Below are 13,706 nucleotides of genomic sequence, written 5' to 3'. Positions count from 1 at the left end.
TAATCCGAGGTATCGCAGTCAGTTGTCTTTGCGCTTGTGCATATCTTCACCGGGCAGGTGGCCAGCACCGTTGTCGTCGCTTCCTTCTTCCCGCTTTTCGCCCGCGGGCATCTTGACGCCCTTTGGACGGACGACTTCGCCGAGCAGGCAGTCCTTATTGGACTTCAAGGGCGGGTACAGTGCGGCTGTTGCGCCGCCGTTGCGGATTTCTCCGATGACGCAGCCCTTCTTCACCTTGACGGCGAACACCTTCGACGGGACGTCATGGCCCAAAGGGGATTCGTCTAGGGTCGCGGCGATGTTCTCGGGCTTGTATCCCCCGTCTTGGAGAACCGCGAGGGTTTCTTCACTCGTGGGGATCCCGTCTTTTTGGGTCAGCGGCTCAATGACTTTGAGAACCTTTTCAACTTCCGCCGTCTGCTTGCCGGCAGGGCCGCCCTCAGGCTCTGATGCCGAACCGAAAAGCCCACACCCGGACAGCACAAGAGCAGCCAGACTGCTGGATGAGATCACCACTGCCCCGCGGGCGCCGAAGAGTTTCACAGAAGACAACTGTAGTACCTTTCCGACGCCCGCACCGGCAGACCAGCCCGAAAAACGGAAACGAAGATCAGAATGGCGGGCCATCGTCCCCTGGAGAACCAGTGCCGACAACAGCCATTTCGGATTCGTCGGCAGGCCCTTCCACAGCGTCGGAATTCCCGGCATCCATCGGGTGGTCTGTGTTTTCGGAGCTTCCCGCAACAGGAGCGTCAACTCTGCTCCAGGGGCTGTCTCTGCGCTGCTGTTCAAGTTCGTCCATTCTCTCGCGTTCCTTGGCGGTCAGAGAAGTAGAGCGGAACACCGCCATGCCGAAAGCCAAGTCCGGGCCGACGGCGTGCGCGTTGACCGTCAGGCGCTCCCCACTTCCGCTCTCGTTTTCCCACTGCTCCATGGAGACTCTGCCGATCACAATGACCCGCTGGCCCTTCTGCAGAGAACCCGCCACATTGAGAGCCCACGAGCGCCAGACCTTGACGTCGTACCAAGTAGTTGGGCGATTGACATAGGAGCCGTCGTCCGTGCGGTAGGCGTCGTTGACTGCCAGGCGGAAGCTCGCCCACGAACTTCCGTTCGACGCAGTTCCCGAACGAATATCGCTGCCGACATTGCCGACAAGATAGGTGTAGTGCTGCATTGCCGTTCCTTTCAATCAGATGAGGTACAGCAATAGTCATCGGCGACGAGACTTCACCGGAAGATCGAAAGCGGCCCTGTGGACAGCCCGAAAGCCTTCCACAGGGCCGCTAGCGCAAGTCAGCGCAAAGCACTCAAAAACACAGCGGGTCAGCTCAGTCCGTCATAGGTTTCCTTGTGTTTGCGCAGAAGCCGCGTCACAGGTTCGAACACATTGTCCTTGGCAGCCGACTGAACAGCCCGGTCGATGTCACTTTCCACCTGAGCTCGGGCTTCGTCCGCACCCTTGCGCCGGGCACCGGCCGACAGAATAGAGGTAATGAGCGAGCCGACGATGCCGATCACCAGCGGGGCCGCAGCAACAAGACCCAAAACCTTCAGGTCCATATTCGGAACAGTGCTGGACAGGATTTCCGGGAAGAAGAAGGCCAGCACCGCAACCGCGGCCGTCGTAATGACTCCGAAGATCGTCAGAATGAAGAACAGCCACTGGAAGAAGCCTGCGACACCCCACCAACCTGGCTGACGATGCGCAATCTCAACCTCTGAGACAGCAGACTCGAGGTCTGCGGAGATGCGTGCGGCGCTTTGGTCTTCGGCAGCCGCCGCTGCGCGTTTCCACGCGGTCGGCAGCCTGCGAGTGGCGCCGCTGATGACCTCGTGGGCGGCCAGGTTGATCCGCGCCGTCTGCGGCTGGGTCAGCTCGGGCTGTGCGGCGCGCAGAAGAACCTCCCGGTCTCCCCCGTGCCGAGCACCCAGTGGGTCGGCCTTACCGCGGGAGGCCTTAGCCAAAGGCGGATAGGCGGTCTTGGCGTATGCGCGTCGAATGTAGTCATCGTGCACCGTCTGCGCAATTGCGGACGTGCCGATGGCCTCGTTCATAGCGCCGATGAGCATGTCCGACTGAGGAATCTTCTCGGGATCGTCAACCGGTCGGCCCAGTTCAGCGCGGATGCGGCCGGCGATATCTGCCAGTTCCTGCTCAATGCGCAGCTGGCCGGCCTCGCGACTTTTGATCATCTTCACAAGCTCGCGGCGAATCTCCGGTACGCCTTCGCGTGTGACAGCGCTGGCGGCTGCAACTCCGGCCTTCTCCATGCCGTCGGCTTCCAAAAGGCTGCGCAGGTGGCCCATGGTCGTCTTCTTCTGCTCGGCGTCCAGACGGTCAACCTGATTGAGCACCACAACAGTGCTTTCGGCAGCTGCCGACATCTTCGCCAGGTAGCGGTTGTGCAGCGTGAAGTCGGCGTACTTCTGCGGATCGACCACCCAGAAGACAACATCGACCATTTCGATGAGCCGATCGGAGACTTCCCGGTGGGCGTAGGCGGTCGAATCATGGTCGGGCAGATCAATGAGAATCAGTCCGCGCAGGGGCTCTTCGTCATCACCGTCGAGGGCAGATTCACGCCAGGTGCGCCGGGATTCGGGGACTTCCAGCCAGTCGAGGAGATCGTCGCCTCCCTCACCCCACACACAGGCGATCGGCTCGGAAGTTGTCGGCCTGCGCACTGCCACCTCGGCGATTTCCAGACCGGAGACCGCGTTGAACAGCGAGGACTTGCCAGACCCTGTGGATCCCGCGAAGGCAACCACGGTGTGCTCGCTGCCGAGCCCACGGCGTCCGTCTGCCCTGCGGAGCACCTCGGCAGCAGCCTGTGCGGTCGAAGCAGACAGCGCACCGCCCTCGAGGTCGAGTGCAGTGCGAATGCCCTTGGACAGTTCGTCAGAGCGGTTCACGTCAGGCCTTCCAGTCGGCGAACAGTAGCGAGCAGGTCTTCAGCTTGGCTTCCGCTGACTGCAACGGATGCAAGCGCGTCTTCAAAGGGCTCGCGAGCCCGCGACAGCAGGCTGATGCCTGTATCGAGCAGGCGACGGCGCGAGGCAGCGGCGAGCTCTTCAGTGGCTTCCGGGCCGAAGATCGTATTGAGCAGCCGGTGCACGGCGAGGCGATCCTCGGACTCACCGGTGCCGGCGTGGGCTGGTCCCGTTCCTCCTGCACCGGCACAGACGGCGTACATCAACACGGCGGAAACACCTGCCACGCCAAAGGACATAATGCGAGCCTTTGCCACTTTTGACTGGCCGACGCTGCGCACGGTGTCCTCGACACTCGACGCCCACTCGGCCACGCGCTGCTGGCACAGCTGATCAAAGCCCGCGGGCAATGAGCCCAGCTGCGGGTGACGCTCAACAACCGGGCGGCCATGTGGGAGCTCCTGCCACATTTCGACAATCGAACCGGACGCGCGAACAGCCTGTTCGCGCACCAGAACGACAATCGACGACAGAATGGCCTGAATAAGCAGATCGGCGCTGTCGCGCTGGCCGGTGACAGCCGATGTGATGCGATCACGCAGGCGGCTGACCGTGGGCTCAAGGCCGCGGAAGAACTGCCCGGTGCCGACGAAGTCCTGCCACCGGGCCTGCACTTCACCGCGCAGCACCTTGTCATTGACGAGAGCCTCACCCAGGTTTCTGCCTGCCGCAGCGAAACTGTCTTCGGCCGACCCCTGCAGTTCGCGGAAAGCACCCACCTGTTCTTCCGCAAAGTCAGCCAGGGCTTCTGTCTGCGGGCGCACGGAGGCCAGCGCGCCGCGGAGGGTGCGCTCGAGCACCGCGGTGCGCGCACGGGATGACCGTCCCAAGTTCTCTACCCACGACTTCAGCGGGTACACGGCTGTCTCGGGGATCAGGTCGTCTTCCAGCTGGAGTTCTGGAACAGTGAAGATCGGAGCGGAACCGTGCCCCGCCTCGGCGAGCAGCCGGGACAGATGATGGCGAACTTCGCGGTTGGCCTGAGGCGGAACCCGGTTCAAAACGACAGCAACAGATGTGCCGCGCTCGTCAGCCTGGTGCAGCAGATCCCACGGGACCGCGTCGGAATAGCGAACAGCAGTTGTGACAAACAGCCACAGGTCGGCAGCCGCCAGCAGCTGGCGGGACAGTCGGCGGTTGGAATCGCGCACGGAGTCGATGTCGGGAGAATCGACAATCGCCAGTCCCCGCGGTACGGCGGTACTGGCGACAAGGCGAAGCTTCTGCTGACTCTTGGATCCTTCATCATTGCCCCGGGTGCGCTGAAGGTGCGGAAGGATTCTGTCTGAAGCGAAATAGGACCGGTCCTCCGGGTGGTGAACGAGCACCGGCCAAACGGTTGTGGGCCTGACGACACCGGATTCGGTAAGCTCTTCGCCGACAATCGAATTGACGAGCGTCGACTTGCCAGAGCCGGTGGATCCGCCGACGACGACCAGCAGGGGCGCGTCAGGGTCACGAAGACGAGGCAGAAGATACTCGGAGATCTGCGTGCTGAGAGCACGTTGAAGTCGGGCGCCCTCCTCTGCCCTCTGCGTATGCAGGGGAAAATCGGCAGCTCGCACTCGCGCCGCAGCGTCCGATAGGATCGGCACTGCCTTAGCACGCAGGTTCGTTCGCTGTGAAATCACATATTCACTTTGACGAAATTTTCAGCTTGTCTCCACTCGCCGCGCCGACAGAACGGGACAGCTTTGGTAAGTCTGCTCACCAAAACCCCTGTTTTCTAGGGCTTTGCGGCGCTGGAGGCAGCCATTGCGCTTGGCAGGACCGCGAATCTCACACGGCAGAAACGTTCACACTGGCCCGCTGCAGCAGGCGCGTCGCACAGTCAAAAGAGCGGGGCGGTCAGGCGACCGCCCCGCTCACATCTGCCCCATCGACCTTGGAGCAGCTGTCAGCCGCCGAACACGGCGCGAAGACCCAAGACTCCGATCGCACCAATCACCGCGGCCGCCGGCACCGTGATGACCCACGCCAGCGCAATCGGCTTCATGAGGTTCCAGTTGGCGGCCTTGTTCACGATGCCGACACCGAGAACAGCGCCGATCAGGATGTGCGTCGACGACACCGGCAGACCGAGAACCGAGGCCAACATAACGACACCGGCGGCCGAAAGCTCCGCGGCGAAGCCGGACGCCGGGTGCATCTCAGTCAGACCCGAGCCCACTGTCTGGATGACGAACCGGCCGATGAACCACAGACCGGCGATCAGGGCGACACCGGCAGTGAGCATAACTGCCGGGTGGACCCCCGCCTCGTCATTGATCTGATTGGTCTTGAGCACGTCGAGAATCGCCGCGAACGGTCCGACGGCGTTGGCGATGTCGTTCGAGCCGTGGCTGAAGGCGAACGCGGCGGCCGTGAAAACCTGCATCCAGCTGAACAGCAGGAACGTTGAGCGCGACAGGTCGCGCTTCTTCAGCGAGCGCGCGAAGATGAAGACGGCCATCCACACGGTTGCCGCGATCATGCCGAGGATGAGGAAGTTGCCGACCGAGCTCAGTTCGAAGTTGAGGTTCTTCAGCCCCTTGAACAGCATCATCGAGCCGATGACCACGGCACCGAAGGCTGCCAGCAGAGGCACCCATGTTTCCAATGCGCGGTGCGCGTTGATTTCCTTCGCCCGGGTTTCCACGCGGTGCAGGTCACGGTAGTACTCCGATTCGAACTCTTCCGGATCGTAGTCGTCGCGCTGGTAGACCGAGGCGTCGCGCGCCATGGCATTCGTGTACGAGATCTGCTGCAGTTCGTCGAGACGTTCGAACGCCTGCTTGTGCTTAGTGCGCAGTTCAGCACGTTCGCGCTTGAGCTCGCGCAGCTTCACATCCATTTCCTCGTTGTAGACGAGGATGTGCTTTTTGATCTGCCCGAACAGCACCCAGGCCACGATTCCGCCAAGCAGCGGCGAGAGCACCCAGGACATGACGATCTTGCCGATTTCGCCCCACTGCACCATTTCGAAACCGCCGGTGCCCGTGGTGAAGCCCAGGGTCAAGGCTGCACCGACGATGCCGCCGACGATCGAGTGGCTTGTCGATACGGGCCAGCCCATGCGGGTTGCCACCAACAGCCAGATGGCAGCACCCAGCAGCGCCGACATCATGATGAACACGAAGTCCATGGGCTCAAGGTCAATCGCATTGAGGTCGACGATGCCCGACCGCACGGTCTCAGTCACTTCCCCACCGGCCAGCACAGCACCGCTGACTTCGAAGATGGCGGCGATGACAAGCGCCTGCTTCATCGACAGGGTGCCGGCGCCGACGCTCGTTCCGAAGGAGTTGGCGACGTCGTTGCCGCCGATGTTGAAGGCCATGAACAGTCCGAAGAGGACCGTCAGCACCAAAACCACCTTGTTCGCTCCGACATCGACGTAGCCGAATGACCACACCATGAACACGACGAGCGCGATCGTCATGAGGCCGCCGAAGGAAATATGCCACCAGCGGTCCGGTCCTAAGAAGCCGTGGCCGCCGGGTTTCACCGAGATGTTCTGCTGGGGTTTCATCGTCTGCGACATACAAAGCCTTTCCGTAGTGGCAACATCGTGGCGCAGACGGTTGACACACAGAACAAAGCTGTGTGAATTCTGTGTGACGATTGTGCGGCATGCAAAAGGCCCGGAGTCTCTGATGCTTGTTCAGAGACTCCGGGCCCAAGAAGCGCCCCCAGCAGGACTCGAACCTGCAACCTACGGATTAGAAGGCCGTTGCTCTATCCATTGAGCTATGGAGGCTTCAGCTCGTCATTCTAGCGCCCGCCGAGACGGTGAGAACGGCGGCCTGCATGCACCCGCACCCGTACAGACAGCTGGGCTCGGCATCGGAACTCCCCGAGGCCGAACCCAGCAGTCACTAGGACGGGATCAGGCCTGCGGCACCTGGATGATGAGGGCGTCACCCTGACCACCGCCGCCGCAGAGGGCGGCAACACCTTGGCCTCCGCCTCGACGCTTCAGTTCCAGGGCGAGGTGGAGGACAATGCGCGCTCCCGAGGCACCGATCGGGTGCCCCAGGGACACGGCACCGCCGTTGACGTTCACACGCTCAGCGTCAATGCCGAGGTCCTTCATCGACGCCAACGACACTGCAGCGAAGGCCTCGTTGATCTCGTACAGATCAAAGGAGTCCGCCGCCACGCCTTCGCGCTCGGCGGCAGCCTTGATGGCCTGCGAGGGCTGGTGCTGCAGAGTCGAGTCCGGGCCGGCCGTCCACGCGTGGGACTTGATTTCTGCGAGGATCGGCAGGCCCTGTTCGAGTGCCTTGTCCTTGTTCATGACGACGACGGCCGCAGCACCGTCGGAAATCTGCGAAGCGTTGCCGGCGGTGATGGTGCCGTCCTTGCGGAACGCCGGACGCAGACCGGCCATGGATTCAGCGGTCGTGTCCGCGCGCACACCCTCGTCGCTGTCGACGACGACTTCGCCCTTGCGGGTCTTGATCGTGACCGGGACGACCTCGTCGGCGAACTTGCCGTCAGCCCAGGCCTTCGCAGCACGCTGGTGCGACTGAGCAGCGAAAGCGTCCTGCTCTTCACGCGAGAAGTGCACACCGTCTTCGTCGTTCATCGATTCGGTCAGACCGCCCATAGCCTTATCAGTGAAGGCATCCCACAGACCGTCGTAGTCCATGTGGTCGCGCATCTGGATGGTGCCGTACTTGAAGCCGGCACGCGAGTTCTCCAGCAGGTGCGGAGCATTCGTCATCGATTCCTGACCGCCGGCGACGACCACATCGTATTCACCGGAGCGAACCAACATCGCGGCGTGAGTGATGGTGTTGATGCCCGACAGACACAGCTTGTTGAGGGTGACAGCCGGAACGCTCATGGGAATGCCTGCCTTGGCTGCGGCCTGACGGCCAGCGCCCTGACCGACGCCGGCCTGCAGGACTTGGCCCATGAGGACGTATTCAACGGCGTCGGGAGCAACTCCGGCCTTGTCGAGTGCACCCTTGATAGCGTGCGCACCAAGATCGACTGCGGAAAGACTTGCCAGACCACCGGACATTTTGCCCAGCGGCGTGCGGGCACCGGCAACGATGACGGCTTCTGCCATGAGAACTCCTTTGCTGAGGTTTCAGTGAGTCACGCCTCACTTTGGCAACAATCCTAGAGCACCGCACAGTGACCCACGACACTGCGGGCATCGGAAACTCCCTCTTTGAGGAAATGTGAAGCTGACTACGTAGAATTGTCCTAGGCGTTCAACACCGACGCGAACCGAACAACCGCAGCGCCGGACGCGCCGAGCAATTGGATTAAGGAGAATCGGAACCGTGACACAGCCGGAAGAATTCCGCACAGCTATGCGGGGGTACGAAAAAAACGAAGTCGATTCGCGTTTGAGCCAGCTCAAGCAGGAAATCGAATCCCTCCGCAAGGCTCTCTCCGATGCCCGCAGCCAAGTCATCGCGGCCGACCGCGCCAAGTTGCAGATCGCAGGAGAGCTCTCCGAAGTCAAACAGCAGCTCAAAAAGGCAGCCGATGACAGCGAAGCACAGGCCGGCCCTCCCGGCAGCCGCATCGACCAGCTGATCAAAATCGCAGAATCCCAGGCTCGCGAAACCCTCGCCCAGGCGACTGCGGACGCGGAGACAATTCGCAACAAGGCCCGGGCTGACGCTGCATCGTCCCGTGCTCGAATGCACACCGAAAGCAACGACACCCTCAGCAGCGCCCGCGCAGAAGCAGAAGCCACCGCCAAAGCAGCCGACCTGCGCGCCAAAGAAACCATTGAGTCCGCAGAAAAGCGCGCTGCCGAACTCAAGCAGACCGCAGAGCGCGAAGCACAGCAGATCCGCGACGACTCCGCTGCCGAAAAGTCCGATTCTCACGAGGCACTCAAACGCGAACTAAGCGAAAAGCGGGCCACAGCAGAGAAAGAAGCGGCAGATACAATCGCCGCGGCTAAGAAGGAAGCGGACACGCTCCTGGAAAAGGCGAAGGTCGAAGCGCAGGCTCTTCGAACAGAAGCAGAAAAACTGTCGACCGAAACTAAGAAAGCCGCCGATGCTCAGACTGCGAGCCTGGCCAAAATCCGCGCCGACCACGAAAAGGCAGAAAACGAGCGCTTCACCAAGGCCCAAGAAGAAAATCAGAAGCTGCAGAAAGCAGCCGCTGATCGCGCCGCAAAGGCCGATGCCGACGCCAAGGAAGCTGCCGAACGCGCTGAGAAGACCCGCCGAGAAGCCCTCGAAAAGGCCGACAAGATCATTGCCGACGGCAAAGCGCGAGCACAGGAGATCATCGACGAGGCGCGCGACACCGCCGAAGCGACACTGGAAGAATCAGCGGCCGAAGCCAAGCGGTCGGTTTCCTCGGCGCAGTCGCAGGTTGACCTGCTGACCAAACAGCGCCGCACCATCACTGCCCAGCTGGAACAGCTGCGCTCTATGTTCAGCGCACCGGGGCTGTTCGACGACGTTGACCTCGAGGATGACCGATCCGACCAGATCAAAGCAGCTTCCTTCCCCACCGAAAAGATCGGGTCTAAGGAAGAACTCGAAAAGCTCAAGAAAGCCGAAGGACCGGCACAGAAGACCGGCCCGGCAGCCGCCCCCGGCAAGAACAGCAAGCCCTCCATCCGGCCGACTTCGAAACAGCCTGCCGAAAACAAGAGCCCCGCAGCGGCGTCTGGCAATAAGCAGACGGGCCAGGCAGCCGGTCCGGCCAATGGCAAGAACGCAGGCAAGTGATCTGAGCAAACAGCCAAAACCGGCGCCGCAGGTGCGGCGCCGGTTTTCTGTGTCTGTTCAGCTGCGCTGATCCGACAGCGGCTGCCTCAGCGCCGACTGCGGGCATTGAAACACGAAGTGTGCCAGTGGCGCCGCTCACCCACGCCGGTCCCCCATCCGAACTCATCGTCTGAGCGCCATGCGACTGTATGCGGTGTCGACGCCGGTAGGTCCTGATTGCAGCCGGGGCAGATGTACACCTTGCCCGAAGTGCCGCTGCGAATCTGCTGCACAACCCACGTGCCGTCCGGTTCTGTGATCGACCGGCGCACAGAGTTCATCGACGACAGCGGTCGATGCGGCTGCTGCCACTTATTGCGGCGGCGGTTCGACGGGGAGCGTGGCATAGAAGTCATTGTGTCACGTAGAGTGTGCGACGTGCGTTTGGTGATTGCTCAGTGCAGTGTTGACTACGTCGGTCGTCTGACCGCCCACCTGCCCATGGCCACCCGGCTTATCATGCTCAAGGCCGACGGTTCGGTACTCGTTCACTCCGACGGCGGTTCCTACAAACCGCTTAACTGGATGACCGCTCCGGCTCAGCTTAGAGTCGATGATCCCTCCGACGATCAGGTCGCGGCCGGCATTCGAGAAGTCTGGACCGTCAGCGCTGAAAAGACCGAGGATCGGCTCATCATCTCGATTGCCGAAGTTCTCCAGGACACAACACACGAGTTCGGCGTCGACCCCGGCCTCATCAAGGACGGTGTTGAGGCGCACCTGCAAGAGCTTCTAGCCGACCAGATCGACACACTCGGCGAGGGCTACACAACCGTTCGCCGGGAGTACATGACGGCCATCGGTCCGGTCGATATCCTCGCCCGCAGCGCAGAAGGAACCTCGGTTGCGGTGGAAATCAAAAGACGAGGTGGAATCGACGGGGTCGAACAGCTCACCAGGTACCTTGAGCTGCTCAACCGCGACCCGCTCCTGGCTCCCGTCACCGGGATCTTCGCCGCCCAGGAAATCAAACCGCAGGCGCGCACCCTCGCAGAAGACCGGGGAATCCGGTGCGTCATCCTGGACTACGACGCCATGCGCGGAGTCGATGACTCTGAGTCCCGCCTTTTCTGACCACCACATGCCGGCGACGCCAAACTGACGACGGCTTTGATCCCCGAATGTTAGGGTCAACGCGGTGGGCGCGGAAGGTGCCTGTCGAAGTCTGTCGACCCAAGCTGATTACCCTCGCAAGGAGCGAGACGACCAATGAGCAATCTGGAAAAACGGCCCCGTGTCCACGTATGCACAGCAGCGGATGTCGCTGAGCTGACCGTGGTCGAACCGCGTGACATTCGCAGTGTGGACACTCACGGCATCCCCCTGCGTCGGGCGCTGCCCCACGCCGAGCTCGGGATGATCGGCCCGTGGTGCTATCTTGACCACTTCGGCCCACAGGGCATTGACGATGAAACCGGCAGACTCTCAGTGCCCACGCACCCCCACGCGGGCATCGCTTCGATTCCCATGCTCTTCAGCGGCAGCCTCACACAGACCGACTCGACTGGGTCCACTGTCACGGTTGAGCCCGGTCAAGCGTCTCTGTTCATTTCCGGCCGAGGGGCTTCGCACTCCGAGTTCACGACGGAAGACACAAAGATTCTCCACGGTGTAGAACTGTGGTATGCGCTGCCGGACAAACACCGTTTCGCTCCGGCGTCGGCCCAGCTTCATCAGGCTGAGTGCTTCTACGCCGGTGACTGCAAAGTGACTGTCTATCTGGGCTCACTCGGCGAGGTGCGCTCCCCCATCGACCCTGTGGTCAGTGTTGTCGCAGCGCAGCTGGACATCTACGGCAACACGCAGATCACGCTCAGCGAACATTTTGAGCACGGTCTGCTCGTTGACTCAGGCGAAGCCCACCTGGGGCTCGAAGACGGCACCACGACTGTCATCGAAGCTGAACAGCTGGCTTTTCTACCTCGCGGCAACACCACGGTCACACTGTCAGCGGATATCCCGACGCGACTGGTGCTCATTGGCGGTCGGCCATTCGACGAAGAAGTCGTCATGTGGTGGAATTTTGCGGGCCGTTCTTACGAAGAGATCGAGCAGTGGTACGCCCAGTACAAGAGCGAAGTCGACGGCGACGAGCAGCAGCAAGCCGACGAGCAGATCTCTGTGTTCGGCCCGCTGCCGCACAATCCGGCTGACACACTTGCTCTGCCGACCCTGCCGGAAGCCGAGTGAGCTTAGGCTCTCAGCTGAAGTCGAGAACCTCGGGAACAGCAGCGCGCTCAACGTCAGCCCCCAGGGCGCGCAGCTTCTCAGCGAAGTGCTCGTATCCGCGATCAATGTGATCGACACCGGCGACTTCGGTCGTGCCGCTGGCAGCTAGACCGGCGAGAACCAAACCCGCGCCTGCGCGAATATCGGAGGCTTCCACCTCGGCACCCGTCAGGTCCGCTTGGCCGGTGATAAGCGCATGATTGCCGTCAATCGCGATGTTCGCACCGAGGCGGGCAAGTTCATGCACAAACCGCCAGCGAGCCTCGAACAGGTTCTCGGTCACAACGCCAACACCGTCGGCGACCGCGTTCAGGGCAATGGCAAACGGCTGCAGATCAGTGGGGAAACCGGGGAACGGAAGAGTAGAGATGTTCACCGAACGCGGCCGCTCAGGTCCAATAACACGCAGACCGCGCTCAGTGTCAGAAATCGTGGCGCCGGCTGCATCGAGCTTGTCAAGAACGTTCGGGAAGAGATCACGCGTCACTCCCACGACTTCAACATCGCCGGCCGTGATCGCCGCAGCGTAGGCCCACGTGCCGCCCACAATCCGGTCCGGTACACAGCTGTACTCAACCGGATGCAGCTTGTCTACGCCGTCAATTACAAGACGAGCGGTGCCGATGCCGTCAATGTGCGCGCCCATGCGCACCAGCATGGCGCAGATGTCGATGATCTCCGGTTCCTTAGCCGCGTTGTCAATGACGGTGCGCCCATCTGCCAGAACCGCGGCCATCACCAGATTCTCTGTCGCGCCGACGGAAGGAAACGCCAAGGCGATCTCAGCGCCGTGAAGGCCAGCCGGTGCCTCTGCAACGAAATAGCCGTGGTCCAGATGAACATCGGCACCTAGAGAGCGAAGGCCGGCAGCGTGCAGGTCAAGGCCGCGCGAACCGATCGCGTCCCCGCCGGGGAGGGCAACCTTTGCACTGTGCATACGCCCGATGAGCGGGCCCAGAACCGAAATGGAGGCGCGCATAGCGCGCACGAGCTGATAGTCGGCCTGAATGTCTGTGCGCTCAGGCACGTCGATCGATACGATGCCGGCCGGCGCATCGTATTCAACAGAACAACCCAGCCGCTCCAGCAGACGGGCCATGATAGACACGTCGAGAATCGCCGGCACGTTCGTGATGACTGAACGGCCGGGCGCAAGAAGGGCGGCGGCCATGAGTTTGAGGACGCTGTTCTTAGCACCTCGAACTTCTACTGAGCCTTCGAGACGAACAGGGCCGCGTACGCGCAGAACTTCCATCAGTTGAACCTTCCGACGGCTATGTTGTCGCCGGGAGGAGACGATTCGATCCAGGCGGACAGAGCAGACAGCGAATCCGCATCGAGTGCGAGCCTGCAGATCTGCGGATCCGGATTGCCAGTGGTGATCGCCAGTGTAGCGATGTAGGCGTCCGACATAACGGCGAAGCGTTCATCGCCTTCCGGTTTCGTCCGCTCCGCGATTTCCATAGTCGAACGCGGCAGACGCACTGCCGGGCGGGACGAAAAGCCGAAGATCGGATACCAGTCAAGAGTGCGGACGCTGAAAACCGCAACGCCTAAACGCCAACGTGGGCGGTGACCAGAGCCACCGCCCACGCAGTATGAGCAGTCAAAGGCGCCCTTGAGGCGACCGATGGCGCGGCGGCGAAAAGAGACTGCTGCAACTGCAATAACAGCCAATCCCACCAACGAGAGCAGAATAATCAGCAGGACGGATGCGTTCACAGTAACAGTCTAAATTCGCGGGCG

The 13,706-nt window shown here is 61.6% G+C and carries 12 protein-coding genes and 1 tRNA gene; 3 read left to right on the top strand and 10 right to left on the bottom strand.

Translation table 11 applies throughout. The features are described from left to right. Positions 1-18: 18 nt before the first annotated feature. From GC119_RS00855 to GC119_RS00825, 7 genes are all read right to left on the bottom strand, one after another. Positions 19-543: a DUF6993 domain-containing protein gene (locus tag GC119_RS00855; protein WP_070574032.1), complete on the bottom strand. Its 525-nt coding sequence runs from the start codon at positions 541-543 to the stop codon at positions 19-21. 67 nt (positions 544-610) lie between these two features. Further along, entirely contained in the window at positions 611-1,177 is a 567-nt protein-coding gene (locus GC119_RS00850; RefSeq protein WP_070573803.1) for a single-stranded DNA-binding protein, read from the bottom strand. Positions 1,178-1,326: 149 nt separating this feature from the next. After that, positions 1,327-2,916, bottom strand: a complete 1,590-nt coding sequence (locus GC119_RS00845) for a GTPase (protein WP_070573805.1) — start codon at positions 2,914-2,916, stop codon at positions 1,327-1,329. Beyond that, the gene (locus GC119_RS00840) at positions 2,913-4,625 is read right to left on the bottom strand and encodes a GTPase domain-containing protein (RefSeq protein ID WP_070573806.1); all 1,713 of its coding nucleotides are present in this window, start codon (positions 4,623-4,625) and stop codon (positions 2,913-2,915) included. The genes GC119_RS00845 and GC119_RS00840 overlap by 4 nt, the downstream gene beginning before the upstream one ends. A gap of 266 nt (positions 4,626-4,891) precedes the next feature. After that, on the bottom strand, positions 4,892-6,517 hold the full coding sequence (locus GC119_RS00835) for an inorganic phosphate transporter (protein ID WP_218079071.1): 1,626 nt from the start codon (positions 6,515-6,517) through the stop codon (positions 4,892-4,894). A 143-nt stretch (positions 6,518-6,660) separates the two neighbouring features. Continuing rightward, positions 6,661-6,733, bottom strand: a tRNA-Arg gene (locus tag GC119_RS00830). Positions 6,734-6,862: 129 nt separating this feature from the next. Further along, positions 6,863-8,053: an acetyl-CoA C-acetyltransferase gene (locus GC119_RS00825; protein WP_070573808.1), complete on the bottom strand. Its 1,191-nt coding sequence runs from the start codon at positions 8,051-8,053 to the stop codon at positions 6,863-6,865. Positions 8,054-8,273: 220 nt separating this feature from the next. On the opposite strand from GC119_RS00825, the gene GC119_RS00820 reads away from it, so the two are divergent. Then, positions 8,274-9,692 (top strand): cell division protein, encoded by a 1,419-nt coding sequence (locus GC119_RS00820; protein WP_070573809.1) that lies wholly within the window; start codon positions 8,274-8,276, stop codon positions 9,690-9,692. Between the two features lie 86 nt (positions 9,693-9,778). Here GC119_RS00820 and GC119_RS00815 read toward each other — a convergent pair whose 3' ends face one another. Further along, the gene (locus tag GC119_RS00815) at positions 9,779-10,087 is read right to left on the bottom strand and encodes a hypothetical protein (RefSeq protein WP_226829147.1); all 309 of its coding nucleotides are present in this window, start codon (positions 10,085-10,087) and stop codon (positions 9,779-9,781) included. 22 nt (positions 10,088-10,109) lie between these two features. Between GC119_RS00815 and nucS the strand changes: the two genes are divergently transcribed. Beyond that, complete coding sequence (gene nucS / locus GC119_RS00810; RefSeq protein ID WP_070573813.1) at positions 10,110-10,805, top strand: endonuclease NucS; 696 nt, start codon at positions 10,110-10,112, stop codon at positions 10,803-10,805. Positions 10,806-10,940: 135 nt separating this feature from the next. After that, entirely contained in the window at positions 10,941-11,921 is a 981-nt protein-coding gene (locus GC119_RS00805; protein WP_070573815.1) for a pirin family protein, read from the top strand. A 10-nt stretch (positions 11,922-11,931) separates the two neighbouring features. On the opposite strand, the gene murA is transcribed toward GC119_RS00805, so the two are convergent. Together murA and GC119_RS00795 are read right to left on the bottom strand one after the other, a co-directional pair. After that, on the bottom strand, positions 11,932-13,215 hold the full coding sequence (murA, locus tag GC119_RS00800; protein ID WP_070573818.1) for a UDP-N-acetylglucosamine 1-carboxyvinyltransferase: 1,284 nt from the start codon (positions 13,213-13,215) through the stop codon (positions 11,932-11,934). Further along, complete coding sequence (locus GC119_RS00795) at positions 13,215-13,682, bottom strand: DUF2550 domain-containing protein (protein WP_070573820.1); 468 nt, start codon at positions 13,680-13,682, stop codon at positions 13,215-13,217. The genes murA and GC119_RS00795 overlap by 1 nt, the downstream gene beginning before the upstream one ends. Between the last annotated feature and the right edge of the window lie 24 nt (positions 13,683-13,706).

This window comes from Brevibacterium sp. Marseille-P9724 (assembly GCF_902500275.1).
Taxonomy (GTDB): Bacteria; Actinomycetota; Actinomycetes; order Actinomycetales; family Brevibacteriaceae; genus Brevibacterium.
Note: the sequence above shows the minus strand (reverse complement) of the source record. Positions and strands in the feature narration are given on the sequence as shown.